The following is a 26,239-nucleotide window of genomic DNA, read 5'->3' on the forward strand; positions in this document are numbered from 1 at the left end:
TCCACCGGGGGCATCGAGCCCCCGGTTCCGCCACCCACCCCCTGCCCCTCCCGCAAGCGGGAGGGGGGAGATTTGGAAATGCGCTACCTTCCCCTCACCGATGCCGATCGCGGCGCGATGCTCCGGACGATCGGCGCGGCGTCGATCGACGATCTGTTCGTCGACGTGCCCGCTGTCGCCCAGCTCGACGGCCCGATCGCGGGGCTGCCCGCCCATGCGTCCGAGATCGCGGTCGAGCGGCATATGTCCGCGCTGGCGCGCCGGAATCTGGCGGCGGGCGAGGCGCCCTTCTTCCTCGGCTGCGGCGCCTACAAGCATCATGTCCCCGCCAGCGTCGATCATCTGATCCAGCGCGGCGAGTTCCTGACCAGCTACACCCCCTATCAGCCTGAGATCGCCCAAGGCACGCTCCAGGCGCTGTTCGAATTCCAGACCCAGGTCGCGCGGCTGTTCGGCTGCGACGTCGCCAACGCCTCGATGTATGACGGCTCGACCGCCTGCTGGGAGGCGATCGTGATGGCGCGCCGGGTGACCAAGCGCGGCAAGGCGATCCTCTCGGCCGGGCTCCACCCCCATTATGTCAGCCTGTCGAAGACGATGGCGCGCTTCACCGGCGACCTGCTCGACATCGCCACCCCCGATCTGACCCCGGGCGCGCCCGGTGACGACATGGCGCGGCTGCTCGCGGCGATCGACGGCGACACGAGCTGCGTCGTCGTCCAGAATCCCAACATCCTCGGCCATGTCGCCGATCTGTCCGAACTCGCCGCCGCCTGCCACGCCAAGGGCGCGCTGCTGATCGCGGTTGTGACCGAGCCGGTGTCGCTCGGCGCGATCACCTCGCCGGGCGAGATGGGCGCCGACATCGTCGTCGGCGAGGGCCAGTCGATCGGCGTCGGCCTCAACTTCGGCGGTCCCTATGTCGGGCTGTTCGCCTGCGCCGACAAATATGTCCGCCAGATGCCGGGCCGCCTCGCCGGGGTCACCCAGGATGCCGCCGGCAAGCGCGGCTTCGTGCTGACCCTGTCGACCCGCGAGCAGCATATCCGCCGCGAAAAGGCGACCTCGAACATCTGCACCAATGCCGGCCTGTGTGCGCTCGCCTTCTCGGCGCACATGACCCTGCTCGGCGAGACCGGGCTGCGGCAGCTCGCCATGCTCAACCATGCCGGCGCGGTCGCCGCGGCCGACCGGCTGGCGCAGGTGCCCGGCGTCGAACTGGTCAACGGCGCCTTCTTCAACGAATTCACCCTGAAACTGTCGAAGGAGGCGCGGCCGCTGGTCCGCGCGCTCGCCGAACAGGGCATTCTCGGCGGCGTCTCGCTCGGCCGGCTCTATCCCGACGCCCCCGACCTCGCCAACGGCCTCGTCGTCGCGGTCACCGAGACGACCAGCGCCGAGGACGTCGAAACCCTGGCCTCGGCCCTCGAAGCGGAGTTGGCGGCATGAGCATGAACAATGAAGGCCGGGTCACCCGTCCCGAAACCGGCATCGGCGGTGGCGAAGCGGTCGAGACCTTCACCGGCAACCGCGCGCTGATGCTCGAGGAGGCGCTGATCTTCGAGCAGGCCGATTATGGCCGCACCGGCGTCGATTTCGCCGAAGCGCCCAAGGTCGCCTCGCGGCTCGGCGGGCTCGAACGCAACCGGCCGATCGGCCTGCCGGGCCTGCCCGAACCCGAGGCGGTGCGCCATTATACCCGACTCAGCCGACAGAATTACGGGATCGACCTCGGCCTGTTCCCGCTCGGCTCGTGCACGATGAAGCATAATCCGCGCCTCAACGAGAAGGTGGCGCGGCTGCCCGGCTTCGCCGACATCCACCCGCTTGCCCCGGTCGACACCGTCCAGGGCGCCTTCGCGGTGATCCACCAGCTCGGCGAATGGCTCAAGACGCTGACCGGCATGCCGGCGGTGGCGATGGCGCCCAAGGCCGGCGCGCATGGCGAACTGTGCGGCCTGCTGGCGATCCGCGCCGCGCTCGAGGCGCGCGGCGACGCGCGTTCGGTGATCCTCGTCCCCGAATCGGCGCATGGCACGAACCCGGCGACCGCGGCCTTTTGCGGCTATGCGGTCGAGAATATCCCGGCGACCGCCGAGGGGCGGGTCGATCTCGCCGCGCTTCAGGCACGGCTCGGGTCCGACGTCGCGGCGGTGATGATCACGAATCCGAACACCTGCGGCCTGTTCGAGCGCGACATGCGGACGATCTCCGACGCGGTCCACGCTGCGGGCGCGCTGGTCTATTGCGACGGCGCCAATTTCAACGCGATCGTCGGCCGCGTCCGCCCGGGCGACCTCGGCATCGACGCGATGCACATCAACCTCCACAAGACCTTCTCGACCCCGCATGGCGGCGGCGGCCCGGGCTCGGGCCCGGTGGTCTTCTCGAAGGCGCTGGCGCCGTTCGCGCCTTTGCCCTTCGTCGAGAAGCAGGGCGACGACTATGCGCTGATCGAGGAAGAGACCGCCGGCGACCATCATGCGTCGAGCTTCGGCCGGATGGCGGCGTTCCATGGTCAGATGGGGATGTTCACCCGCGCGCTCACTTACATCCTCAGCCACGGCGCCGACGGCCTGCGCCAGGTCGCCGAGGATGCGGTGCTCAACGCCAACTATATCCTGCGCAGCCTCGACGACGTGCTCGACGCGCCGTTCGGCTTTTCGGGGCCGTGCATGCACGAGGCGCTGTTCAGCGACGACGGCCTCGCCGAGGGCTTCACCACCCTCGACATCGCCAAGGGGCTGATCGACGAGGGCTTCCACCCGATGACGATGTATTTCCCGCTCGTCGTCCATGGTGCGATGCTGGTCGAGCCGACCGAAACCGAGGGCAAGGCGACCCTCGATCAGTTCATCGGCGCGCTGCGCTCGATCGCCAACCGCGCCCGCCAGGGCGACCCGGCGCTCAAGGCCGCGCCCGCGCTCGCCCCGCGCCGCCGCCTCGACGAGACTGCCGCCGCACGCAAGCCGGTGCTGGTGTGGAAGGACGCGCCGCTGACGCAGGCGGCGGAGTGAACATGCGGGGCAGGCCATCCGATCGTATCGGACGGCCTGCTCTCGGTTTCTGATGTGCGGAAATATTCAGAATATCAGGCGTTCCACCTGATATTCTATGTCACTCAGGCGGCGCGCCTGGCCTCGCCGGGCGCGTCGATGCCGGTGGCACCGTCATGGATGCGCGCGGTGCCGCGCTTGGTGCGCTTCGCTTCGTAGAGCGCGATGTCGGCGCGGTGGAGCAGGTCGATGCGGCCGAGCACCGATCCGTCGAGCCAGGCCGCGCCGATCGTGCCCGATATCGGCATATAATGGCCGTCGCCGACATGGACATGGCGCAGCTCGACGAGCAGGCGGCGCAGCAGCCGATCGAGCGCGGCGGGGTCGCGGCCGGGCACCACCAGCACGAATTCGTCGCCGCCCAGCCGCGCCGGAAAACAGCCGGCGAGATGCGGCGCCTGGAGCCGCCGCGCCATCAGCTGCAGCATCGCGTCGCCCGCGGCATGGCCGCAATTGTCGTTGAGCGCCTTGAACCCGTCGAGATCGATCATCAGCAGCGCGAGCGGACTGTCGATCTCGCGCGCGTCGGCGATCGCCGCGTCGAGCACCTGGTGGAGCCGCCCGCGATTGGCGAGGCCGGTCAGGTCGTCGGTGCTCGCCGTCCGCCGGAGCGCCTGTTCGATCTCATAATCGGCGGTGACGTCCTGAAAGACGCCGATCACCGCATAGGGCAGGCCGTTGCGGGTCTCGAGCTCGCCCATGCTGCGCACCCGCCGCCGGGTGCCGCGCGCGGTGACGAAATCGCTTTCGACGTCGAACGGCACGCCGGTGGCGACGGTGCGTTCGAGCGCGGCGGTGATCCGGTCGCGGGCGTCGGGCGGGTAGAAGTCGAGCGCGGCGTCGACCGCGGGCGGCTCGCCGATCGGTATCTCATGGATCGCGAAGGTCTGGTCGGACCAGGTCAGCGCGCCATCGGCCAGGGTCATGTGCCACGAACCGATGTCGGCGATCCGTTCGGCCTGGCGGAACTGCCGGTCCTGCCGCGCCATCTTCTCGAGATGGAGGCGGCGTTCCTCGGCCAGCTGGGCGGCGCGAATGGCGAGGGTGCGTGCCTCGATCAGCGCCTCGGCCAGCCGGGCGAGATTGGTCAGCGCTTCGGCCCGCGCGGCGTCGAAGGCGTGCGGCCGGTCGTCGATCACGCACAGCGTGCCGAGCGCCACCCGTTCCCCGCCGGGCAGGCCGCCGAACAGCGGGACCCCGGCATAGAAGCGGACATGCGGCGCGCCGGTCACCAGCGGATTGTCGGCGAAGCGCGGATCGAGCGTCGCGTCGGGCACCACCATCATCTCGCTGCGCTGGATCGCATGCGCGCAGAAAGCCTGTTCGCGCGGGGTGCCGGCGGCGTCGATTCCGCAACGCGCCTTGAACCACTGGCGATCGGCGTCGATCAGCGAGATGACCGCCATCGGACAGCCGCTGGTCGCACGGGCGAGGCCGACGATTCGGTCGAAATCGGGTTCGGGATCGGTATCGAGCAGATCGAGGGCGGCGAGGGTGGCCAGGCGCTGCCGTTCGTTTAAGCCATGTTCAACCATCAAGCACACCAGCACACACCGTCATCGAAGGTCTGTGAACTAACATGATCTTGGTTAATGAAGCCTGTCGTAATCCGTAACGAATTGTATCGTCGATAGCTCAGATTGCGGCGCGCAGCAGGGTGATCCTGGCCTTGCCGTGGACGCGCTCGGCCTCGACCGTGAAGCCGGGCACCTCGACGGTTTCGGCCTTGGCGGTCTCCAGGCTCGCCCAGCCGCCGGCGGCGAGGCCGATCTTCGGCAGGATCTTCTGGCCGAGGCCCGTGCCATAAGGCGGGTCGATCAGCACCAGGTCGAACGGCCCGCCCGAAAAGCCCTCGGCGGCCATCGCCCGCACCTCGCCCGCGGCGCCCAGCTTGGCGATATTGGCCTTGAGCGCCTCGATCGCGGTGCGGTCGCGCTCGACGAAGCTGCAATGCGCCGCCCCGCGCGACAGCGCCTCGAGCCCGAGCGCGCCGGTGCCCGCGCAGATGTCGGCGACCCGCAGCCCCTCGAAACTGCCGAGCCGGCTGGCGAGCATCGAGAACAGCGCCTCGCGGGTGCGGTCGCTGGTCGGGCGGGTGGCGAGGCCGTCAGGCGCGATCAGGCTGCGCCCTCGCCATTGGCCGGCAATGATGCGCATGCGGCTATTCCTGCGGGATCTTCGGGCCCTTGGTCTTGGGCATCGATTTGCGGAAGGCGACCAGCTGGTTCTGCAGGATCTCGCCGACTTCGCCGGGGGCGAGGTCGCCGAGTTCGAACGCGCCATAGGCGATGCGGATCAGCCGCGAGACCCGCAGGCCGAGATGTTCGAGGACGTTGCGGACCTCGCGATTCTTGCCCTCTTTCAGCTTCATCTCGATCCAGACATTGGCGCCGGTCCGCCGTTCGAGATTGGCGTCGATCGATCCGTAGCGGATCCCCTCGATCTCGATCCCCTCGATCAGGTCCTCGAGCTGCTCCTGGCTGATATTGCCATAGGCGCGGGCGCGGTAGGTGCGCTCGATCCCGGTCGAGGGCAGTTCGAGCTGGCGCTTGAACTCGCCGTCGGTGGTCAGCAGCAGCAGCCCTTCGGTGTTGAGATCGAGCCGTCCGACCGGCATCACCCGCGGCAGCCCGGCGGGCAGCTTGTCGTAGATGGTCGGCCGGCCCTTGGGGTCGCGCTCGGTGGTCAGCAGCCCGGCGGGCTTGTGGTAGAGGAACAGCCGGGTCGGCTCGGGGGCCGCGACCGGCTTGCCGTCGACGGTGACCTTGTCGAGCGAGGTCAGCAGCGTCGCCGGCGTGTCGATCGCGGTGCCGTCGATCGCGACCCGGCCTTCCTCGATCATCCGTTCGATCTCGCGGCGCGAGGCGATGCCGGCGCGCGCCAGCAGCTTGGCGATCCGCTGCGGTTCCTTGCCGGCGCGCGCGGCGGCGCGGGCGGGGTGCGGATTGGCGCCGACCGGCTTGGCGCCGGTGCCCGCGGGGCGGGCCCGCGCCTGGCGGCGGCCGAGCTTGGGCGGAAATTTCGAGCCGGCGGCGGGGCGGTCGGACGGGGATTTGGGGGGGCGCATGGCTGCGCTCTCTATAGATAGATGGCGTTTTGCGCCAGCGGGCGCCGTTGTTGGTTATTCGTCGTCCTGCAGGCTCTCGATGCAGCCATACCAGCCGAGCCCGCGATAGGTTTCATAGCCGGGGGTTTCGGCGAACGCGATCAGCGCGCCGTCCTTCAGATAATAGCCGCTGGCGCGGGCGTCCCGGACCAGGGGGAAAGACTGGCCGAAGGCGCCTTCGCCGTCGGACGAGGCGATCACCCGATGCCCGGCGTCGAGCAGCATCAGCCGGGCATGCGCGCGTTCGGCGGGCGACAGGCCGATGCCGTCGAGCACGGCGCTGGCCTGCGGCTGCCAGTCGAAGAAGATGCCGAGCGCGCCGATCGGCGCGCCGCCGGTGCGGCCGGCGGCGCGGACCGCGGTCGAATAGGTGGCGACCTGGGCATTGCCGAGCACCGGATGGCGGCTGATGTCACAGACCGTGAAATCGTCGCCGCTCGTCGTCGCCATCGCCTTGCCGAACCAGGGCTCGCGCGAGACGTCGAGGCCCTGCGCCTGGGGGTAGCGGTCGGGCCGGCCGGTGGCGACCACGGTCCCGCTGCGGTCGGCGACCCACAGGTCGAGATAGACGGTGTAGGAGCGCAGGATCGTCGCCAGCCGTTCGCGGGCATGATCGACGCTGGCGTCGCCCGGCCGTTCGAGCACGTCGATCACCGAACTGTCGGTCGCCCACCAGCGCACGTCGCACGATCGTTCGTAGAGATTGCGGTCGATGATCTCGACCGCCGATCGCGCGAGGTCGGTATAGCGGGTGCCCTTGAAATCGACGAGCATCTGGCTGCCCGCGTTGCGCAGCGACGATATGTTCGCGGTGATCGCGGCGCGCAGTTCGTGGCTGATTCCCGAGATCGAGGTGGCGAGCACGCCCAGTTCCTGCGCGACCACCGAGAAGGCGCGGCCGGCATCGCCCGCGCGCGCGGCTTCGAGCCGGGCGTTGATCGCCAGCATGCCGGTCTGCTTCATCACCCGGTCGATCCGGTCGATCTTCTCGCCGGTGATCCGGGAGACCTCATAGGCCAGCCGCAATATGTCGTCCTGCACGCACGGTCTCCCAATCCGGCCTCATTTGGGGCACCTCTCGCCGTCGAGCTGTCATCTTGCCGCGCTCTTGGCGTGCAAGAAGCTGGCAAACGGGTAAACAAAGCGTAAGTTTTTGCACGAGACACACGGATTTCCGCGATTTTTGGCCATATGGGCCCAACAGGAGCGATCATGACCGCCACTTCCGACATCTGGACGCGAATCACCGATCTACCGACCGCGACGCTGGCCGATCTGTTCAAGGGTGAGCCCGACCGGCTGTCGCGCCTCGCGATCGAGGAGGCAGGCATCGTCTTCGATTTCTCGAAGACCCATCTGAGCGCCGAACTGGTCGCGGCGTTCGGCGAACTGGCGGCGGCCCAGGGCTTCACCGAAAAGCGCGACGCGCTGTTCGCGGGCGCGATCGTCAACGTCACCGAGGGGCGCGCCGCCGAACATCCCGCCGAACGCGGCCAGGGCACGCCCGAAAGCGTCGCCCGTGCCAAAGGTTTCCAGGGCCGGATGCGGTCGATCATCGATGCGATCGAGGCCGAGGCGCTCGGCCCGATCCGCCATGTCCTGCACATCGGCATCGGCGGATCGGCGCTCGGCCCCGACCTGCTGGTCGATGCGCTCGGCCGCGACAGCGACCGTTATGACGTCGCGGTGGTCTCCAATGTCGACGGCGCCGCGCTCGAGGAGGTGTTCCAGAGCTTCGATCCCGACGCGACCCTGCTGGTGGTCGCGTCGAAGACTTTCACCACCACCGAGACGATGATGAACGCCGCCAGCGCGCTCGCCTGGATGGAGGAAGCCGGGGTCGACGATCCTTATGGCCGGGTGATCGCGCTCACCGCCTCGCCCGACAAGGCCGTCGAATGGGGCGTCGACGAGACCCGCATCCTGCCGTTCGCCGAAAGCGTCGGCGGGCGTTACTCGCTGTGGTCGTCGATCGGTTTCCCGGCGGCGCTCGGCTTGGGCTGGGACGCGTTCGAGAATCTGCTCGAGGGCGCCGCGGCGATGGACCGGCATTTCCGGCTGGCGCCGCCCGAGGCGAACCTTCCTTTGCTCGCCGCCTTCGTCGACCAATATTATTCGACGGTCCGCAAGGCCGAGACCCGCGCGATCTTCGCCTATGACGAGCGGCTGCGGCTGTTGCCCTTCTACCTCCAGCAGCTCGAGATGGAATCGAACGGCAAGAGCGTGAAGGCCGACGGTTCGCCGGTCGACGGCCCGACCGCGGCGATCACCTGGGGCGGGGTCGGCACCGACGCCCAGCATGCGGTGTTCCAGCTGCTCCACCAGGGCACCCGTCTGGTCCCGGTCGAATTCATCGCCGCGATCGAACCCGGCCACGGCCTCGACGACGGCCATCACCGCGCGCTGCTCGTCAACTGCTTCGCGCAGGGCGCCGCGCTGATGGCGGGCAAGCCCAATGACGATCCGGCGCGCGCTTATGCCGGCGACCGCCCCTCGACGACGATCCTGCTCGACCATCTCGACCCCGCCCGGCTCGGCGCGCTGCTCGCCTTCTACGAGCATCGCACCTTCGCCAATGCGGTGCTGATGGGGATCAACCCGTTCGACCAGTTCGGGGTGGAACTCGGCAAGGAGATCGCCCGCTCGATCGAAAGCGAAGGCACCGACCGCTTCGACGCCTCGACCCGCGCGTTGATCCAGCGCGCCTTCGGCTGAGCGGGTTCAGTCGCGCCATCCCACGTCATCCCGGCGAAGGCCGGGATCTCAGTCGGCTCGCACGCAACGTCGCCGATCGGGCCATGCTGTTGCCTAGATCCTCCCTGCGCGAAGCGTGGGGAGGGGGACCATCCGCAGGATAGTGGAGGGGCGCAGTGCGTCGCGATGCCGGGGCATGGCGAAAGCGCGAAGCTGGCTGCGGAGCAGCCGCGGCGGAACCTCAACACGTGCGGTCGCTAAGCCGTTGAAAACCCCTCCACCAGCTTCGCTGGTCCCCCTCCCCAAAGCTGCGCTTTAGGGAGGATCAGAAGAGCGCCACCGCTCACACCCCGCCCACTCGATCAGTCTGATCGCTATCATCGGTTTGCACGATCAGCCCGTCGTCGCCATATCGGCACCCTGTCCAGACCAACCCTCCCCAGGAAAGTGTGACCCCCGATGGCCGATTTCGATTATGACCTGTTCGTCATTGGCGCCGGGTCGGGCGGCGTGCGCGCGGCGCGGGTGTCCGCGGCCTATGGCGCGCGGGTCGCGGTGGCCGAGGATCACCGCATCGGCGGCACCTGCGTGATCCGCGGCTGCGTGCCCAAGAAGATGCTCGTCTATGGCGCCCATTTCGCCGAGGATCTGCACGACGCCGCGCGCTACGGCTGGACGCTCGGCGAGGCGAAATTCGACTGGACGGTGCTGCGCGACAATGTCCTCAAGGACGTCGAGCGGATCGAGGGGCTCTATACGAACACCCTCGGCAACAACAAGGTCGAGATCTTCCGCGAGCGCGCCGCGATCAGCGGCCCGAACGAGATCACCCTGGCCGGCGGCCGCAAGGTCACCGCGCGCTACATCCTGATCGCGACCGGCGCCTGGCCGGTGGTGCCGAGCCATGTCCCCGGCGTCGAGCATGGCATCACCTCGAACGAGGTCTTCCACCTCGACGCGCTGCCCAAGCGGGTGGTGATCGCGGGCGCGGGCTATATCGCCAACGAGTTCGCCGGCATCTTCCACGCGCTGGGGTCCAAGGTGACCGTGGTCAACCGCTCGGACCAGATCCTGCGCAGCTATGACGAGCAGATCCGCGACCGGCTGTTCCAGATCTCGACCCAGAAGGGGATCGAGTTCCTGTTCAACGTCAGCTTCAAGACGATCGACAAGCAGGATGACGGGTCGCTGTGCATCAACTTCGACGACCATCCGTCGCTCGACGCCGACCTGCTGCTGTTCGCGATCGGCCGTTCGCCCAACACCTACAAGCTCGGCCTCGACGCGGTCGGGGTCGCGACCGACGACAAGGGCGCGGTGCTGGTCGACGAGGACAACCGCACCAATGTGCCCAGCATCTATGCGGTCGGCGACGTCACCAACCGCGTCCAGCTGACCCCGGTCGCGATCCGCGAGGGCCAGGCCTTCGCCGACTCGGTGTTCGGCAACAAGCCGCACCGCGTCGACTACAGCGCGATCCCCTCGGCGGTCTTCTCGAGCCCGCCGATGGCCGGCGTCGGCCTGACCGAGCGCGAGGCGCGCGAGCAATATGGCCAGGTGAAGACCTACACCTCGGATTTCCGCCCGATGCGCAACGTGCTCGCCGGCAACAGCGAACGCTCGCTCTACAAGCTCGTCGTCCACCCCGACACCGACGTCGTCCTCGGCATCCACATGATCAGCCCCGACGCCCCCGAAATCCTCCAGGCGGCGGCGATCGCGGTCAAGGCGAAGCTGACCAAGGCCCAGTTCGACGACACGATCGCGCTGCATCCGTCGATGGCCGAGGAACTGGTGTTGATGAAGTAGCGGGGCGGGGGCAGCTCCTGTTCTCGGGTCAGAGTTGGGCGTAGGCGAAACAGCGACAGCGGTTGTCACCGTCCGGGCGCACCGGCGAGAAGGAGCTAGGCGGCTTGTGCCTGCTCACAGCAAAGCGGATCCATCCGGAGTCCGAACGGAGCTGGTCGCTCAGGTTATCACCCGTAAACGTCAGGTCTAGCCGAAAGCGGTCGATAGCGGATGGCGAACCGGACGGTCAGCAATGCGCCCCAATTCCGGTCGTCTAGGTCTATTGAAGCGGCATACCGAAAGCCGACATTAGATCGTGTGGCGTCCGCGCGGGTCGTCTCTACCCATGGCCGTTCCTATTCATCATCGCCGTTCTCGTCGTGGTCTTCGTCTTTTTTCCAATAGGCGAAGTTGAAGAGCGCATCGAGTTCGCTCAAGTCGGCCAGCCCGAGGCTTAGCCGCAAGCGCTCGGCGTCGGCCGCGAAACGCGCGTAGCGCGCCCCGTCGACCGAGGTCTTGTTCGGTTCGCGGGGATAGCCGGTAATGTTGGCGAGAGCCATTCCAGCCACCGAGTTCTGGTTCATGACGGGGAAGCGGTTGGGATCGCGGGCGTGCAGGATCTCGGTCAACACGTTGGTGCCGGCGCGCGGAATCTCAGCAAAATGCTCTTGGAGAAGGTCGAACAGAGTCGCGGGGTCGTCCGATGGCTCGGCGGCCAACGCGCGCAGCGCGCCTTGGAGCCGTGCCGACTTCTTTGCGACCGTCGTCTTGCCCCGCGCGATGCCGCCTGAGCGCCACAATCCAATCAGCTTCTCGTACGCCTCCAGAAACTCGCTCCGCTTGAGGTCGGGCGCCTGGGCAAGAACGGCGATCTGTGCGCGGGCCCTGGGCAGGTTCTGCCGGCGGCGCGTCATCGACTGATCTAATCCGTCGGGTCCATCGTCGGCTCGCATCTCAACGAGAAGCGCTTCTAGCGTAATGGTGTGGCCCGCATCCGCCTCCATCGAACGCGCTGCTTGGCGCTCGGCATTCTTCATCGCGGCTTGGTAGATGTTGCGGCGCTTCTCGTAGCGCTTGATCAGGTCCTCGCTCGCCTCAACGATGTCCTTCGCCTTGATACGCGCGGCAATCCAGCGCTCGAGCCATGCTTGGTGTTTGGCGGCCGATCCGGAGAGCTGTGCCGAAAGCTCGTAGTTGCTGGAGAGGCCACCCGAGGTCATGTTTGCCGAGCCGACGATCAGCGCCTGGCCGCCCGGCCCCCTGAACCAGTAGACTTTGGGGTGAAGCGTATCCCGCTTGGGACCGCCGCCGAGATAGAGGCTGATTTCGCCGCCGCTGGCAGCGGCTTTCGACTGCAACAGCCGGATCGCCCGAAGCACTCTCGGTTCGGTTTGATAGAAGTCGAGACCGACGACGAAGGTCGCCTTCAGGCCCTTCGACGCCCGCTCGGCCAAGGCGTCCCTGATGAGCGTCCAGCCCGAGGATTTGGCGAAGGCGACGATGCAGATGAAATGCGTCGCGCGCCCAAGATGACGACGGATTTCATCGCCGTGACCCTCGTCGGAATTTTCCAGGAGCGACACAAAGCCCTTGGGTGCAGCCCCCATCTTCCTCCCTTTCGATGTGACCGCAATTCGGTTCGATCAGCCGCGGGCACTATTGCCCCATCGCTGCAATTCGCCGGTCTGATATTTGGTGTGGATCGACTTGTTCAGCCTGGCGAGATCGTCGTTGGTCAGGCCGATGGTTTGATAAATGCTGCGGTTTACGGTCATCGACCGAGGGGACACGTTGAAAAAACACTGCTTGCGGCCCCGCATCCAGCACTTTCTGGGGGCGAAATCGGAGAGCCCGCGCTCGTTAAGCTTCACATAGATGATGAAGCCGCCGACGCTGAACCATGTCATTCGGTGCGAAGTCTTGTTGCCCTGCAGGCCGGTCGACGGCGTGCAGTAATAATAGACTTCGTTCGGGTCCTTGAAGGCCGCGAAGGAGAGAAGGTCGCGCTCGATGAAGGCGTCGACGCCCTCGGGAATATCGGCCCCGCGAAAGCAGATGTCCTCGAATAGCACTCTCGCATCACCGATATCGATATGGGCCGCATCGTCCGGGGGGATCGATGCGTATTTCCACAGGACCCCGCAAGCAAAGCGAATGAACTCGTTCACGACGGTGACGCGGAACGGGTACGTTCCCGAATTCACCACGCAGTCCGTCTCCTGCTTCGTGCCCACTTTCATGGCGCGGAGCCGCTTGATCAGCAGGAAGGCGGATTCCTCATACCGGCCGAGGATATTGTCGCAGGCCGAACACAGGATGCCCTTGTCGAAGCGACCGGTGTTCGACTGGTATTTTTGACCGGTTTCCGGATGGTGGATCACGTGCTTTTCGTCGGCCTTCGACTCGTGAAAGATCTCACGGACGAAACACTCGGGCAAAAGATGCGCCCGGATTGCCGGCTCTTTCTGGCAGATGAGACAGGTCGGCGCAGATGCCTTGGTCATAATTTTCGACATTGGGCAAAGATATGATCGCAGCCGCGGATTTGTCCGGTTTCCCAAGAAGTCAGCGGGGGAGCAAATAGGCGACACGTTTGATTTCCGAGAAATATAAAATCCATCCGCTTTGGTGCTTCCTCTCTATTCGCGTCACGTGAAATCCAAGCTATCCTCACGAACGAGTAGTTCGGTGCGTCACGAGTCGCAACTGGCAAAATCGACGATCCTGGGGTGGATATCGACGAGTTCAGTCTGAAATCATCGAGATTAGTTTGCCAGACAGCCGCATGGCGAAGGGCCAATCGGGGGACGAGCACATGAAACTATTGTTTGCGGCATTGTCTCTACTGGCGCTGGGCGCCTGCACAACGACGCGGCCGTTCGAGGCCGCATCGATCAATTATCGACTGCCGAAAACAACGGCGAGGGTAACGCTCACGGTCGATGTCACCGTCTGCGATCCGGCAGGCGCGCAGACGAAGGCGGCGCTGAAGCTCGACACCGTCGCTGCCAGCGGCGACACGCTATACCGGTTGGAAGGCAACGATCTGGCCTCTGGGTCGATCAAGCGCGCGATCACGGTCGGCACTGACGACAATGGCGTGATAACGTCGGTCAATTCGGCTGCGACCGATCAAACGTCGGTCATCCTCGGCGACGTGATCAAGATCGCGGCCACTGCCGCGGCGTTTGCGGCGAACGGCGACTACACGCCCGTCCTCCTTTGCAACAGCAAGGCGAGAGCTAACTTGATTGCGGCTGATGCCTTGGATGCGCAAATCACGGCGCTGCGTGCTTCGATGGCGTCGGCGGCGGACCCTGCGGCAGTCGAAGACAAGATCCAGAAGACTCTGCCCAATCTGGTCGCTTTGCGGTCTAGCCTGCATCGTGAGGTGACGGCGGACGTGACGATCGACCGAGCCAACCTGAATCAGGATGTCGCGCTGAACTTCGACTTCAAGGCGTTCGAAGACTTGTTCGAAACGGCTTGGGTCGGGCCACCCCCGGCGCCCCCGACGGTTCCCGGAATTGCCGACAAGACAGCACCGTTCGCGGTGTTCGCGAACCTCACCGAAGTGGCCACGGCGCCTGCAGTTACGCGCGCGCCCGACAAGGCGGACGCCAATCTCAATGACTGCAGCGTCTGGATGTACGTTCCCCAAGCGACCCCGCTGAGTGTCGCGCTGAAGCCCAATGGGCCGATGTTCGATAAGAAGAACCTGAAACCCGATGCGCTGACATTCTCGCTCGTCGCAGCGCAGCTCAAGGGGCCGGCGAAGCTCTGCCTGTCGGTGGGCTTTGGAGAGAACCGCACGATCGCGCTCAAGTTCGACAAGTTCGGGCGTACGACGGAGTTCACCTGGAACTCCGACGCGCGCGCCGCGAATGTCGCAAACGCGCTCGCCGGGGCTGCACCCGACATCAAGTCGACCGTTTCGACGATCCAGGGCGCGAGCCTGGCGTCGGATAAGGTCGCGCTCGACAAGCTCAACACGGCCGAGGCGCTTCGCAAGGCACGGGCTTGCGCGGCCCTGATCGAACAAGGGGCTGCGTCTTGCCCGAAGGAATGACGAACGAGGCGGACCAGACAGCGCCATCCTTCGATCAGGAGTGGCGGTCGGGATGGCGACCGCCGTCGAAACGGCTGCTCGCCCGCGTCGCGAAGCTCCAGGATCGCAACTTTGCAGTACCATTCACGCTGCAGAACTCGGTAGACCTGCGCGGTGCGATGCCGCCGATCTACGATCAACTCGACAGCGCGACGTGCTGCGGCAACGCGGTCGGTGCGCTGGTTCAGTATCTGTGGATGCAAAAGGGCATCAACCCGAACGATGCCTCGCGCCTGTTCCTGTACTGGAATGCGCGGGTCATCGATCACTCCACGGCCGTCGATCAGGGGACTTCGATCGCTGCGACCATGCTTGGCGCGTACCAGCATGGCTGCTGTCGAGAAGGTTACTGGAATTACGCTCAGGCAAATGTGCTCCGGCAGCCGTCGGGCCAAGCGGTCGCCGATGCCGCACAGCATCGCTTCGCGGCGCCGGTGCAAGTGAACGGGCTGGATGCCATCCGCGCGCAAATCGCCGGGGGCCGACCGGTGGCGTTCGGCATCAACATTCAGATGTCATTCTATCTGGGCGACTCGCACCATGGCGTGGTGCCAGTCCCCAACCCCAATGATCCTGCAAAGAGGCACGCCGCGCTGCTTGTCGGGTACGATAACGGATCACAGCTTCTCATCATGCGAAACTCGTGGGGTTTGCAGCATTCGAACGGGCAGCCGTGCGGTGACGGCGGCTATTACTATCTGCCCTATGCCTATATCGACCCTCGCTTCACGACCGACTTTTGGACGCTTGCTGCGATTTAGGTGCGACCCGGGGATGCCCGCCCCGCAACACGACGTCAGACGAACAGGCCAGCGCGGCCGATGCTCGGGTTCTTCGTGAACTGATAGTTCACATAGGGTGTAACGACGTCCTGATCGGACTTGTGATTCTCGATCACGATGAACTGGGCGTGGTCGGCCATACCCTGCAGATACCGGTAAAAGTGCGTTGCCACATCGGCTTTGCGCAATTCCAACTCGTCGGCGGCGAGACCCTCGAAACGCTCCTCTTCTGCGGGGCGATAAGCAAAAAGCGGCGAATCCAGGATGACGAAGCCCGGATGAGGCCGGCCTTTCTCGATGCAATAGACGAACACGCCGACCTTGAAGGCGGCATGCAGAAGCGCTCGAACCCCGGCGCCATTGTCGCGTCGGCGTTTCCCATCGACGATGATGTCCTGGTCGCTCTTCTCGAAATGTACCGCGTCGGCACCGGGGTAATTCCACGCCTTCAAGACCTGCTTCACCACGGTCGACAGCTCGTGCGCTTCGCTGTTCGAGAGATCGAGATTTACATCGATGCCATCGGCGCGTTGTCGCGACTGCACGGCCGTGGCCTTGATACGCGCGATCCGCGTCTCAAGCTCGGCAACTCGGCGCCGGTTGTCGAGGTCGGACTCGAGCTTCTCACATCGAGCGCTTGCGCTGAGGAAGATGGATCGCGCCGATATTTCACTCTGCGCAGCCTCGACGCGGGCAAGGTGCGCTTCGCTTAGACTCCCAACTGCCACGACGATGAGCCGCTCGACCTCAAGGATTTCAGCGTCGGCGTCGGCGAGCGCCGCAGCAAGATCTCGGGCTTCAGCTCGGATTTTCTCCATTTCCAGCTCTACAGCGTGCCGTTGCTCCTCGATGCCGCCAAGGCCATGGTCATGTTTTTGGTGGTTGGGAGAGGCTCCGCATAGGGGGCAATTGATCGTGGCGAAGCGCTGCAGGAGAAAGCCGCCCTCCTCCAGGCCTTCGAGGCGATCGATATCGGACGAGTAGACGCGCGCAAGTTCATCGAACCGCACCTTTAGGGCCTTCAGCTCCGCGGTCCGCGCTTGGTAGCTTTGAATGTCATCAGAAAGACCACGCTCCTTGAGCGCTAACGCATCTAGACTGTTCTGGCGCCCTTCCACTATGTCGAGAAGCTCCGCCCTTTCTCGCTCGGCGGTCGCCAGATCTGCAATAACCGAAGAAGTTTCGACGGTTTCGTCAATCAACTTTCGCAATTGCTCAGCCATCTGAGAGAGGAGCTCGATTTGCCCCTCCTTTGCAGCCTTGAGCTGATCGCCGGATCGCACCTGCGCGATCGATGAGCCATCTACGCCGGTTAGGAGGAACTTGAGCAGCCCCTTGTCTTCCGAAGTGACCGTGGTGTTGTGCGCGAGCAGCAAGCTCTTTTCGTCGATCATCCTCGTTTCGTCGATGAGGAGGTAGCGCATGACGACACGCAACGAGAACGGCGCCTTTTCCGCCCGTTCGTTCTTCAACAACTGCGCTTCACGATAGCCGACGCTCGAGAGCAGAAAGCGCGAAACGTTGGGCGAGCTGACGTGCTTTCGCGAAAACACCTCATATCCGGGCGAGCCCTCATCGACGCTTTGGAGATGCCCTTCGGCCTTGTAGATGTCGCCGCCCAATGCGGATGAGCGCAAGGTGACTTTCTGATTGTCGGGGAGAGTCAGCCACAGGAGATAGTTATCCATGCCCTTGCCTTCGGGGGGCAGGGTCGGAAGCTCTCCGCCAAGAAGGTAGTCAATCGACTTACGCACGAACGATTTGCCCGTGTTCGAAGCACCCCAGATGATGTTCACGCCCGAGTTGAATTGAACCGAAACCGGGGGCCGCTCGGGTCCGGTGAACATCAGCTGGTCGACGATGATCCTGCGCCGATTAGACATTGTCAGCGGCCGTGCCGACGATCTCGTGAGACCAGCGCTCCAAGCCTTCCTTCAGACCTTGGATGAAGGCATCGACACCTTGGGAGGTGGCTTCCCCAGCCAGCCATCGAGCCGCTTCGGCGAGGCGGCGATTATATGCGCTACCGAACAGATCGATCATCGCAGTTACCGCTTCGTGCGTCCGGAACGCGATGCCGCTGCCCGTAAACACCTGTTCGACGAGCGATGCGCGGGCCATCAGCAGCAGGCCCTCTTCGACCAGGTGGCGGCGCACGAAATACTCGCCGGCACGGGCGTTGATCTCGGGGTGAAGACTGGGTGGACCGCCAGCGTCGCCGGTATGGACGATGTAATAATCAAGTAGCGACATTGTAGCGAGGTCAAAGGCTTGGGGCGCGAAGGCGTCGAGAATGAGCAGGGCCCGCACGCCGGCTTCGAGCGGCGTGTTGAAGAGTTGCGGCTGGGCAATGGGCAGGGTCAGGCCCACGGCAGGCGTCCGACATTTGCGAAATGGTGGCATGCGCCCTGTTTGACGCTGGGGGTAACGCGATTGTGCCGCCCAAGCGCGCCTGTAACCTGCGCGGTGGAGGCGACCTCCATGATCTGCGTAAGCCTCTCGTAAAGTGGAGCCGTGCCCAGCGTGTGGTACCGATCGATTACGGTCTCGTGCACGTCCTCGTCGACATTGTCGATCTGGCTGGCCGGCAGGTTGTCGCGAAAATGGCGTCGAAACGCCTGACGCTCGAGGAACCGTCGACGGGCATTGACGATCTGAGGGCCGTAGGTCGCGTTCGCAACGACCTCCGCATAGGTGGCAAAAGCCGTGCCGCTGGCCGCGGCGAACACTGCCACAAGCTGGGTGACATATGCGGCCTCTTCGTCAGCAACATCCTCCGGCACGTCAGCGACCCGCACCCGCGGGGCTTCGCCCGGATCGATGTCGAGATGCTCGTGCAAAACGGCCCGCATCTGCGGCCTCTCCACCAGCTCGCTTGCCTTCCAGAGTTCGACATTCTCGAACGCATACGCGCGGATCGCCATTGTGAGCGTCGGGGTGAGCGGACATGGCGTCGTCGATATGCCGTTGAGGCAATAGGCGTCCCAACAGTTGATCAGAAAGTCCGCGATGAGCGACGGTCGGTCGATCACCCTCTTGACGTCCCGGACCGCGGAATTGGGGCAGACAAAAATGTATTTGGTGGGCAGCGTGAATTCGCCTTGGTCCGCGTAATAGAAGATCTTGCCGAGTTCAGTGACGAACTCGGCCTTGCCCAAAGGCGCCTTAAGATGCTTGCATTGATAGTTTTGCCAGCCGTCATCATACCGGCGAGCCGAGAGAAAGCCGACGGCATCGCGACCCATGTCCGCCGACGCGGTTGGACGCTCAAATCCGACGTAGCTGTCCGCGAGCTTCGCGAGCCACTTCTTGATCAGATCTTCAAGCTCGCTGTCCGTTAAATTTAGGATCTGGCGATCTTCGTTGAATGCCATCGTGCGCTATTTCCCCCTCCGCGCCAGTACGTCACTTGGCGGATATTCTCTCCCTTCTCAAGCGCTATTGGATCAGGTGTGGCGCGACCGCTGGGTTCGTCCGACGTCCGCTGTCTTGCGTGGGAAACCCAAACGCCGTCAGTCGACTAACGGCCCAACTTCCGTCGTCCAGCGATGCCGGTCTAGCAAAGGCTGGATGGCGGCTACTGATAGAAACCGCCGTTCGAAAGCTCGGTCTGGAACGACGGCATTGTTCCCAAAGGCAGTCGTAGGCCTAGCCAAATTCACCCCGCCGGCCACATCCGCCGCAACACCCCATCCTTCACCAAAAAATGATGCCGCAACGCCGCCGCGATATGCCCCACGACCAACGCCGCCATCGCATAACCCAGCACCACATGCCCCTGATGGGCGAGGCCGACGATCGGGTCGGCTTTGGTCAGCGCGAATTTCGGGACCTCGAACAGGCCGAAGAAGCCGAGCGGATATTTGCCGGCCGAACTGAAGATCCACCCCGACAGCGGCATGAAGATCATCAGCGCGTAGAGCAGCCAGTGCAGGCCATGTGCCAGCCCGACCTCCATCCGCATCATCGACGCGGGCAACGGCGGGGCGGGGTGGGTGAGGCGCCAGCCGAGGCGGATCAGGCTGAGCAGCAGCACCAGCAGGCCGATCGACTTGTGGATCGGCATCGCCGGAAACGCCTTGCCTAGCCCGTCATGGAAGATGCCGAGCACGAGGTTGGCGATGATCAGCGCCGCGATCGTCCAATGCAGCCAGCGCGCGACCCGGTTATAGTGCAGCACCTGTTCGGTCATCGCCAGCCTCCTCTATGATCGCGGCCTGTTGAACGTTCGCGACCCGGAACAGGCTATCTATGCAATCGGTTCCGTCAATGGACCCTATGGGCAACGAGGTCGTCGACCACCGCCGGATCGGCGAGGGTCGAGGTGTCGCCCAGCGACGATATGTCGCCCTCGGCGATCTTGCGCAGGATGCGACGCATGATCTTGCCCGAGCGGGTCTTGGGCAAGCCCGGCGCGAACTGGATCGCGTCGGGGGCGGCGATCGGGCCGATCTCGGTGCGGACCCAGGCGACCAGTTCCTTGCGCAGCGCCTCGCTCGCCTCGCCGCAATTGGCGTTGAGGGTGACATAGGCATAGATGCCCTGGCCCTTGATGTCGTGCGGGAAGCCGACCACCGCCGCCTCGGCGACCTTGGGGTGGAGCACCAGCGCGCTCTCGACCTCGGCGGTGCCCATGCGGTGGCCCGATACGTTGATCACGTCGTCGACCCGGCCGGTGATCCAGTAATAGCCGTCCTCGTCGCGGCGGCATCCGTCGCCGGTGAAATATTTGCCCGGATAGGCCGCGAAATAGGTCTGGAAGAAGCGGTCATGATCGCCCCACACGGTCCGCATCAGCCCCGGCCAGGCGCGCGCGATCAGCAGATTGCCTTCGGCGGCGCCTTCGAGAATCCGGCCCTCGGCGTCGACCAACTCGGGCACCACCCCGAACAGCGGCTTGGTCGCGCTGCCGGGCTTGAGCGGGGTCGCGCCCGGCAGCGGCGCGATCAGCGCGGCGCCGGTTTCGGTCTGCCACCAGGTGTCGACGATCGGGCAACGGCCTTCGCCGACCACCTCATGATACCAGCGCCACGCCTCGGGGTTGATCGGCTCGCCGACCGTGCCGAGCAGGCGCAGCGACGATCGTGAGGTCTTCGCGACGAAATCGTCGCCATCCTTCATCAGCGCGCGCAGCGCGGTCGGCGCGGTGAAGATGATCTCGACCTTGTGGCGGTCGACCACCTGCCAGATCCGGCTGGCGTCGGGCCAGTTGGGCACGCCCTCGTACATCAGCGTCGCCGCGCCGTTGGCGAGCGGGCCGTAGACGATATAGCTGTGCCCGGTGACCCAGCCGATATCGGCGGCGCACCAATAGACCTCGCCCGGCCGGTAATCGAACACGATGTCGTGGGTCAGCGCCGCCCACAGCAGATAGCCGCCGGTGGTGTGGAGCACCCCCTTGGGCTTGCCGGTCGATCCGCTGGTGTAGAGGATGAACAGCGGATCCTCGGCGTTCATCGGCTCGGGCGGGCAGTCGGCCGAGACCTCCGCGGCCAGCTCATCATACCAATGGTCGCGGTCCGCGGTCATCGCGACGTCGCCGCCGGTCGCGCGGATCACGATCACCGAGGCGAGGCTCGGGCAATGCTTCGCCGCGGCATCGACATTGACCTTGAGCGGCACCTTCTTGCCGCCGCGCCGGCCCTCGTCGGCGGTGATCACCACTGTCGAATCGCAATCCTCGATCCGGCCGGCGAGCGCCTCGGGCGAGAAGCCGCCGAACACCACCGAATGGATCGCGCCGATCCGCGCGCAGGCGAGCAGCGCGAACGCCGCCTCGGGGATCATCGGCAGATAGATGGTGACGCGGTCGCCCTTCCGGACGCCCCGGCCCTTGAGCACATTGGCGAAGCGGCAGACCTCCGCGTGGAGCTGGGCATAGGTGAAGCTGCGCGGCGCCTCGTCGGGCAGGTCGGGCTCCCACAGGATCGCGACATCGTCGGCGCGCGTCGGCAGATGCCGGTCGATGCAGTTGGCCGAGACGTTGAGCACGCCGTCGGCGAACCATTTCACCGCGAAATCCTGCTCGGCGAACGAGCTTTCGTCGCTGCGGGTAGGCTTGGCGATCCAGTCGAGCCGTTCGGCCTGTTCGATCCAGAAGGCGTGCGCGTCGGGCCCGGTCGATCGCGCGTAGAGCGCCTCATAGTCCGCGGCATCCACCTTCGCGCGCTCGGCCCAGATGGCGGGGACGGGGTAGATGTCGGACATGGATGGCCTCTCTTTATCGCGATTCGGCGCGACATTGGTTCAGGCCCGTTCCGGCTTCAAGGGACCTCGCTCGAAACGCGGTGTGTTTTGCAGTGCAGCACTGGCCGAATCCCGCAACTGCTGCTATCGGCGCGCGCATGCTCAATTTCTCGAACGTCACGATCCGCCTGGGCGGGCGCACGATCCTCGACCGCGCCTCGGCGGCGCTTCCGCCCAAATCGCGGGTCGGGCTGATCGGCCGCAACGGCGCCGGCAAGTCGACCCTGATGAAGGCGATGATCGGATCGATCGATCCCGACGACGGCGATATCGACATGCCGCGCGGCACCCGCATCGGCTATATCGCCCAGGAAGCGCCGAGCGGCACCACCACCCCGATCGAGGCGGTGCTCGCCGCCGACACCGAACGCGCCGCGCTGCTCATCGAGAGCGAGGAATGCCAGGATCACGACCGGCTCGGCGAGGTCTATGAGCGGCTGATCGCGATCGACGCCTATACCGCCCCCGCGCGCGCCGCCGGCATCCTCGTCGGCCTCGGCTTCGACGAGGAGATGCAGGGCCGTCCGCTCGACAGCTATTCGGGCGGCTGGAAGATGCGCGTCGCGCTCGCCTCGCTGCTGTTCTCCGAACCCGATCTGCTGCTGCTCGACGAGCCGTCGAACCATCTCGATCTCGAAGCGACCCTGTGGCTCGAGAATTTCCTGAAGTCCTATCCGGCGATGATGGTGGTCATCAGCCATGAGCGCGACCTGCTCAACAATGTCGTCGACAATATCCTCCACCTCGAAGGCGGCAAGACCACCCTCTACACCGGCGGCTATGACAGCTTCGAGCGCCAGCGCGCCGAACGCGCCGCCCAGCTCGCCGCCGCCAAGGCGTCGCAGGACGCGCAGCGCGCCAAGCTGCAGGACTATATCGCCCGCAACAGCGCGCGCGCCTCGACCGCCAAACAGGCGCAGTCGCGCCAGAAGATGCTGCAGAAGATGCAGCCGATCGCGGCGATGGCCGACGATCCGACCCTGTCCTTCGCTTTTCCGAGCCCCGACGAGTTGCGGCCGCCGCTGGTCACGCTCGACATGGCGAGCGTCGGCTATACCGAGGGCAAGCCGATCCTCCAGCGGCTCAACCTGCGGCTCGATCCCGACGACCGGGTCGCGCTGCTCGGCCGCAACGGCAACGGCAAGACCACGCTCGCCCGCCTGCTCGCCGCCCAGCTCGCGCCGATGGAAGGCTCGATCAGCGTCTCGGGCAAGATGCGGGTCGGCTATTTCACCCAGTATCAGGTCGAGGAACTCGACGGCGAGGATACCCCGCTCGAACATATGACCCGGCTGATGAAGGGCATGGCGCCGACCGCGGTGCGTGGCCAGCTCGGCCGTTTCGGCTTTTCGGGCGCCAAGGCGACCACCAAGGTCGGCAAGCTGTCGGGCGGCGAGCGTGCGCGGCTCGCGCTGGCGCTGATCACCCGCGACGCGCCGCACATGCTGATCCTCGACGAACCGACCAACCATCTCGACGTCGATGCGCGCGAGGCGCTGGTCCAGGCGCTCAACGCCTATGAGGGCGCGGTGGTGATCGTCAGCCATGACCGCCACATGATCGAACTCACCGCCGACCGGCTGGTGCTGGTCGACAACGGCGTCGCCCAGGAATTCAACGGCAGCCTCGAAGACTATACCGACTTCATCCTCGGCAAGAATCAGCCCAAGGGCAGCGAAGGCGCCAAGGGATCGAAGAAGGACAAGAAGGCCGCCGCCGCAGCGCGCGAAAAGGCGACCGAGCTGCGCAAGACCGTCAAGGCGATGGAGCAGAAGATCGCCACCCTGACCGCGCGCCGTTCCGAAATCGACCGGGCGCTGTTCGATCCGTCGAGCGCCGCGCCCGCCGATGCCAAGCGCTCGGCCGGCGAGCTGATGCGCCTGCGCGGCGAGGTCGAGCGCGAACTCGAGATCGTCGAGGCCGAGTGGCTCGAAGCGAACGAGGCGCTCGAAGAAGCGGCCTGACAGGGCCGTCGCCCCGGCGGAGGCCGGGGCCGCCCAAGCAGGTCGCTACGTTGCCGCGCACGGCAATCGGCCCTGCGCTTGCGCCACTGCTGATAAAATGGCGCGCTGACCGGGTCGATCTTGGCGCGAATCTTGGGCGGCCCCGGCCTCCGCCGGGGCGACGGTACGGGTTTTACCGCGCCGTCCGCTTCCCCCGCACCACCGCCTCGTCCAGCGCCTGCAGGAAGCGCGACCGGTCGGTCTTGGCGAACGGCGCCGGGCCGCCCGAGACGTCGCCCATCGCGCGCAGGTCGGCCATCAGCGCGCGGGTCGCGACCGCCTGGCCGATCGACTGGGCGGTGAACGGGCGGCCATTATGCGCGATCACCGTCGCGCCGGCCTTCACGCAGCGTTCGGCGAGCAGGATGTCGGCGGTGATCACGATCGACGCCGGCGTGGTGTTGTCGGCGATCCAGTCGTCGGCGGCATCGAAGCCGGTGCCGACGGTGATCCGGCGGAACAACGGGTGCTGGGGCACCCTTATGCCGCCGTTCGAGACGATCGCGACCGGCACCTGATGCCGCTCGGCGACCCGATAAACCTCGTCCTTCACCGGACAGGCATCGGCGTCGACGAGGATCTCAAACGGCATCGTTCAGGCCTTAGCGCGGGCCCTTGCCGAACGGCTTGGGCGCATAACGCTTGGGCGCACCGCCACGCGGGCCGTCGCCGCGGGGTGCGAAGCCGCGCGGGGGACCGTCGCCACGGGGCGCGCCGGCATTGGCCGCACGGTAGTTGCTCTTGCGCGGGCGCAGGGTCGCGACCGGCGGGGCGCCGTCGGCGGGCTCGATATTGACGCCGTCATCCTCGCCAGCCGATTTCTTGACCGCCTCGGCGAACTTCGCGGCCATCTCGCGCGGAATCTCGAAGCGGGTCTCGGTCGGGAAGATGCGGATCGCGCCGATCTCGCGCTTGGTGATGTGGCCGCGGCGGCAGACCAGAGGCAGCAGCCAGCGCGGGTCGGCATTGTCGTTGCGGCCGATGTCCATGCGGAACCAGACGGTGTCCTCGAAGCCCGGGCGCGGCGCCTGGTCGCGCGGACCCTGGTCGCGATCGCGGCCACCGGCATCGCGGCCCTGGTCGCGATCGTCGCGGCGCATCGGGCCGGCGTCGATCAGGTCCTCGGGGGCGGGCAGAGCCTGGCGCTGCGAGCGGACGAACGCCGCGGCGATCTCCTCGGCGCTGCGCGTCTCGAGCAGCTTGCGGGCGACCTCGAGATCCTCCTCGGCGACTTCGCCGACCGACAGATTCTCGATCAGCCGCTCCTGGTCGCGGGCATAGATCGCGTCGGGGGTGGGCACGCCCTCCCAGGTCGCGTTGACATTGGCGGCGCGCAGCAGGCGGTCGGCATGGCGGCGGCGCGGATAGGGGACGACGAGCACGCAGGTGCCCTTCTTGCCCGCGCGGCCGGTGCGGCCCGACCGGTGCTGCAGCGTCTCGGGATCGATCGGCAGCTCGGCATGGATCACCAGTTCGAGGCCCGGTAGATCGATGCCGCGCGCGGCGACGTCGGTCGCGACGCAGACCCGGGCGCGGCGATCGCGCAGCGCTTGGAGCGCATGGTTGCGTTCGTTCTGGCTGAGCTCGCCCGACAGCGTCACCGCCGAAAAGCCGCGCTCGGTCAGCGTCGCCGACAGCCGGCGGACATTCTCGCGGGTCGCGCAGAACACCATCGCGCCCTTGGCTTCGTGAAAGCGCAGGACGTTGACGACCGCATGCTGGATGTCGGCCGGGGCGACCGCCATCGCGCGATAATCGATATCGGCATGGCTCTCGCGGTCATTGGCGGTCTGGATGCGCAGCGCGTCGCGCTGGTAGCGCTTGGCGAGCAGCGCGATCGGCTTGGGCATCGTCGCCGAGAACAGCAAAGTGCGGCGCTCGGGCGGGGTCATGTCGAGGATTTCCTCGAGATCCTCGCGGAACCCCAGGTCGAGCATTTCGTCCGCTTCGTCGAGAATCACCGCGCGCAGGGAGCCCGGCTGCAGGTTCCCGCGTTCCAGATGATCCTTTAGGCGTCCCGGAGTGCCGACGACGATATGACAGCCATGCGCCAGCGCACGTTGTTCGACGCGGACATTCATGCCGCCGACGCAGCTCGTCACCCGTGCGCCGAGCTTGGCGTAGAGCCATTGCAGCTCGCGTTCGACCTGGAGCGCGAGCTCGCGGGTCGGGGCGATGATCAGCGCGAGCGGCTCGCCCGGCCGGGGCAGCGTCTCGGACTCGCCGAGCAGGGTCTCGGCGATCGCGAGGCCGTACGCCACGGTCTTGCCCGATCCGGTCTGCGCGGACACCAGCAGATCGCGCCCGCGGGCCTCCTCGGTGATGACCTGCGCCTGGACGGGGGTCGGGGCGGTATAGCCACGGGCGGCGATTGCCTCGGCGACGGGCCGCGGCAGGGAAGAAAAGGGCATCTGGTATCCGATAATATGGGGGCGGCGGCGCATCGGCGCGCTGGC

The 26,239-nt window shown here is 65.8% G+C and carries 20 protein-coding genes; 7 read left to right on the plus strand and 13 right to left on the minus strand.

The window, feature by feature from the left end; all coding sequences use genetic code 11:
• The first annotated feature begins 78 nt into the window (after window positions 1–78).
• Both gcvPA and gcvPB read left to right on the plus strand, forming a co-directional pair.
• A complete protein-coding gene (gene gcvPA / locus AC1RM6_RS16605) occupies window positions 79–1,449 on the plus strand; it encodes an aminomethyl-transferring glycine dehydrogenase subunit GcvPA (protein ID WP_493103143.1) in 1,371 nt (456 codons plus the stop codon).
• Window positions 1,446–3,017 (plus strand): aminomethyl-transferring glycine dehydrogenase subunit GcvPB, encoded by a 1,572-nt coding sequence (gene gcvPB / locus AC1RM6_RS16610; RefSeq protein ID WP_493103145.1) that lies wholly within the window; start codon window positions 1,446–1,448, stop codon window positions 3,015–3,017. Before gcvPA ends, gcvPB begins: the two co-directional genes overlap by 4 nt.
• Window positions 3,018–3,121: 104 nt before the next feature.
• On the opposite strand, the gene AC1RM6_RS16615 is transcribed toward gcvPB, so the two are convergent.
• The 4 genes from AC1RM6_RS16615 to AC1RM6_RS16630 form a co-directional block, all read right to left on the minus strand.
• On the minus strand, window positions 3,122–4,591 hold the full coding sequence (locus AC1RM6_RS16615; protein ID WP_493103147.1) for a diguanylate cyclase domain-containing protein: 1,470 nt from the start codon (window positions 4,589–4,591) through the stop codon (window positions 3,122–3,124).
• A gap of 100 nt (window positions 4,592–4,691) precedes the next feature.
• Entirely contained in the window at window positions 4,692–5,213 is a 522-nt protein-coding gene (gene rsmD / locus AC1RM6_RS16620) for a 16S rRNA (guanine(966)-N(2))-methyltransferase RsmD (RefSeq protein WP_493103149.1), read from the minus strand.
• A gap of 4 nt (window positions 5,214–5,217) precedes the next feature.
• Entirely contained in the window at window positions 5,218–6,123 is a 906-nt protein-coding gene (locus tag AC1RM6_RS16625; RefSeq protein WP_493103151.1) for a pseudouridine synthase, read from the minus strand.
• A 54-nt stretch (window positions 6,124–6,177) separates the two neighbouring features.
• The gene (locus AC1RM6_RS16630; protein ID WP_493103153.1) at window positions 6,178–7,203 is read right to left on the minus strand and encodes a cache domain-containing protein; all 1,026 of its coding nucleotides are present in this window, start codon (window positions 7,201–7,203) and stop codon (window positions 6,178–6,180) included.
• Between the two features lie 171 nt (window positions 7,204–7,374).
• On the opposite strand from AC1RM6_RS16630, the gene pgi reads away from it, so the two are divergent.
• Window positions 7,375–8,877, plus strand: a complete 1,503-nt coding sequence (pgi, locus tag AC1RM6_RS16635; RefSeq protein WP_493103155.1) for a glucose-6-phosphate isomerase — start codon at window positions 7,375–7,377, stop codon at window positions 8,875–8,877.
• Window positions 8,878–9,315: 438 nt separating this feature from the next.
• Window positions 9,316–10,665 carry a glutathione-disulfide reductase gene (gene gorA, locus AC1RM6_RS16640; RefSeq protein ID WP_493103156.1) on the plus strand — a complete coding sequence of 450 codons (1,350 nt, stop codon included), beginning with the start codon at window positions 9,316–9,318 and terminating at the stop codon, window positions 10,663–10,665.
• Between the two features lie 335 nt (window positions 10,666–11,000).
• On the opposite strand, the gene AC1RM6_RS16645 is transcribed toward gorA, so the two are convergent.
• On the minus strand, window positions 11,001–12,251 hold the full coding sequence (locus AC1RM6_RS16645; RefSeq protein ID WP_493103158.1) for a phospholipase D-like domain-containing protein: 1,251 nt from the start codon (window positions 12,249–12,251) through the stop codon (window positions 11,001–11,003).
• A 36-nt stretch (window positions 12,252–12,287) separates the two neighbouring features.
• On the minus strand, window positions 12,288–13,148 hold the full coding sequence (locus tag AC1RM6_RS16650) for a hypothetical protein (protein WP_493103160.1): 861 nt from the start codon (window positions 13,146–13,148) through the stop codon (window positions 12,288–12,290).
• A 281-nt stretch (window positions 13,149–13,429) separates the two neighbouring features.
• Here AC1RM6_RS16650 and AC1RM6_RS16655 point away from each other — a divergent pair, with 281 nt between their 5' ends.
• Together AC1RM6_RS16655 and AC1RM6_RS16660 are read left to right on the plus strand one after the other, a co-directional pair.
• On the plus strand, window positions 13,430–14,713 hold the full coding sequence (locus AC1RM6_RS16655; RefSeq protein ID WP_493103162.1) for a hypothetical protein: 1,284 nt from the start codon (window positions 13,430–13,432) through the stop codon (window positions 14,711–14,713).
• Window positions 14,698–15,513, plus strand: coding sequence for a C1 family peptidase (locus AC1RM6_RS16660; RefSeq protein WP_493103164.1), 816 nt, complete (start codon window positions 14,698–14,700; stop codon window positions 15,511–15,513). Before AC1RM6_RS16655 ends, AC1RM6_RS16660 begins: the two co-directional genes overlap by 16 nt.
• Window positions 15,514–15,548: 35 nt before the next feature.
• On the opposite strand, the gene AC1RM6_RS16665 is transcribed toward AC1RM6_RS16660, so the two are convergent.
• From AC1RM6_RS16665 to acs, 5 genes are all read right to left on the minus strand, one after another.
• Window positions 15,549–17,381, minus strand: a complete 1,833-nt coding sequence (locus tag AC1RM6_RS16665) for a hypothetical protein (protein ID WP_493103166.1) — start codon at window positions 17,379–17,381, stop codon at window positions 15,549–15,551.
• Window positions 17,382–17,409: 28 nt separating this feature from the next.
• Entirely contained in the window at window positions 17,410–17,904 is a 495-nt protein-coding gene (locus AC1RM6_RS16670; protein ID WP_493103168.1) for an ABC-three component system middle component 2, read from the minus strand.
• On the minus strand, window positions 17,895–18,908 hold the full coding sequence (locus AC1RM6_RS16675; RefSeq protein WP_493103170.1) for an ABC-three component system protein: 1,014 nt from the start codon (window positions 18,906–18,908) through the stop codon (window positions 17,895–17,897). The genes AC1RM6_RS16670 and AC1RM6_RS16675 overlap by 10 nt, the downstream gene beginning before the upstream one ends.
• Before the next feature lie 284 nt (window positions 18,909–19,192).
• Window positions 19,193–19,726 (minus strand): cytochrome b, encoded by a 534-nt coding sequence (locus tag AC1RM6_RS16680; RefSeq protein ID WP_493103172.1) that lies wholly within the window; start codon window positions 19,724–19,726, stop codon window positions 19,193–19,195.
• 74 nt (window positions 19,727–19,800) lie between these two features.
• Complete coding sequence (gene acs / locus AC1RM6_RS16685) at window positions 19,801–21,741, minus strand: acetate--CoA ligase (RefSeq protein ID WP_493103174.1); 1,941 nt, start codon at window positions 21,739–21,741, stop codon at window positions 19,801–19,803.
• Between the two features lie 137 nt (window positions 21,742–21,878).
• Here acs and AC1RM6_RS16690 point away from each other — a divergent pair, with 137 nt between their 5' ends.
• Window positions 21,879–23,744, plus strand: coding sequence for an ABC-F family ATP-binding cassette domain-containing protein (locus AC1RM6_RS16690; protein ID WP_493103176.1), 1,866 nt, complete (start codon window positions 21,879–21,881; stop codon window positions 23,742–23,744).
• A gap of 172 nt (window positions 23,745–23,916) precedes the next feature.
• On the opposite strand, the gene AC1RM6_RS16695 is transcribed toward AC1RM6_RS16690, so the two are convergent.
• Together AC1RM6_RS16695 and AC1RM6_RS16700 are read right to left on the minus strand one after the other, a co-directional pair.
• The gene (locus AC1RM6_RS16695) at window positions 23,917–24,375 is read right to left on the minus strand and encodes a YaiI/YqxD family protein (RefSeq protein WP_493103178.1); all 459 of its coding nucleotides are present in this window, start codon (window positions 24,373–24,375) and stop codon (window positions 23,917–23,919) included.
• A 10-nt stretch (window positions 24,376–24,385) separates the two neighbouring features.
• Window positions 24,386–26,194 (minus strand): DEAD/DEAH box helicase, encoded by a 1,809-nt coding sequence (locus tag AC1RM6_RS16700; protein ID WP_493103180.1) that lies wholly within the window; start codon window positions 26,192–26,194, stop codon window positions 24,386–24,388.
• Window positions 26,195–26,239 lie beyond the last annotated feature (45 nt).

It is taken from the genome of Rhizorhabdus sp. GW822-FHT03C02 (assembly GCF_058801765.1).

Coding starts and splice junctions, on each gene's coding strand:
- gcvPA (WP_493103143.1), top strand. CDS start 79: ATGCGCTACCTTCCCCTCACCGATGCCGATCGCGGCGCGATGCTCCGG.
- gcvPB (WP_493103145.1), top strand. CDS start 1,446: ATGAGCATGAACAATGAAGGCCGGGTCACCCGTCCCGAAACCGGCATC.
- AC1RM6_RS16615 (WP_493103147.1), bottom strand. CDS start 4,591: ATGGTTGAACATGGCTTAAACGAACGGCAGCGCCTGGCCACCCTCGCC.
- rsmD (WP_493103149.1), bottom strand. CDS start 5,213: ATGCGCATCATTGCCGGCCAATGGCGAGGGCGCAGCCTGATCGCGCCT.
- AC1RM6_RS16625 (WP_493103151.1), bottom strand. CDS start 6,123: ATGCGCCCCCCCAAATCCCCGTCCGACCGCCCCGCCGCCGGCTCGAAA.
- pgi (WP_493103155.1), top strand. CDS start 7,375: ATGACCGCCACTTCCGACATCTGGACGCGAATCACCGATCTACCGACC.
- gorA (WP_493103156.1), top strand. CDS start 9,316: ATGGCCGATTTCGATTATGACCTGTTCGTCATTGGCGCCGGGTCGGGC.
- AC1RM6_RS16645 (WP_493103158.1), bottom strand. CDS start 12,251: ATGGGGGCTGCACCCAAGGGCTTTGTGTCGCTCCTGGAAAATTCCGAC.
- AC1RM6_RS16650 (WP_493103160.1), bottom strand. CDS start 13,148: ATGACCAAGGCATCTGCGCCGACCTGTCTCATCTGCCAGAAAGAGCCG.
- AC1RM6_RS16655 (WP_493103162.1), top strand. CDS start 13,430: ATGGCGAAGGGCCAATCGGGGGACGAGCACATGAAACTATTGTTTGCG.
- AC1RM6_RS16665 (WP_493103166.1), bottom strand. CDS start 17,381: ATGTTCACCGGACCCGAGCGGCCCCCGGTTTCGGTTCAATTCAACTCG.
- AC1RM6_RS16675 (WP_493103170.1), bottom strand. CDS start 18,908: ATGGCATTCAACGAAGATCGCCAGATCCTAAATTTAACGGACAGCGAG.
- AC1RM6_RS16680 (WP_493103172.1), bottom strand. CDS start 19,726: ATGACCGAACAGGTGCTGCACTATAACCGGGTCGCGCGCTGGCTGCAT.
- acs (WP_493103174.1), bottom strand. CDS start 21,741: ATGTCCGACATCTACCCCGTCCCCGCCATCTGGGCCGAGCGCGCGAAG.
- AC1RM6_RS16690 (WP_493103176.1), top strand. CDS start 21,879: ATGCTCAATTTCTCGAACGTCACGATCCGCCTGGGCGGGCGCACGATC.
- AC1RM6_RS16695 (WP_493103178.1), bottom strand. CDS start 24,375: ATGCCGTTTGAGATCCTCGTCGACGCCGATGCCTGTCCGGTGAAGGAC.
- AC1RM6_RS16700 (WP_493103180.1), bottom strand. CDS start 26,194: ATGCCCTTTTCTTCCCTGCCGCGGCCCGTCGCCGAGGCAATCGCCGCC.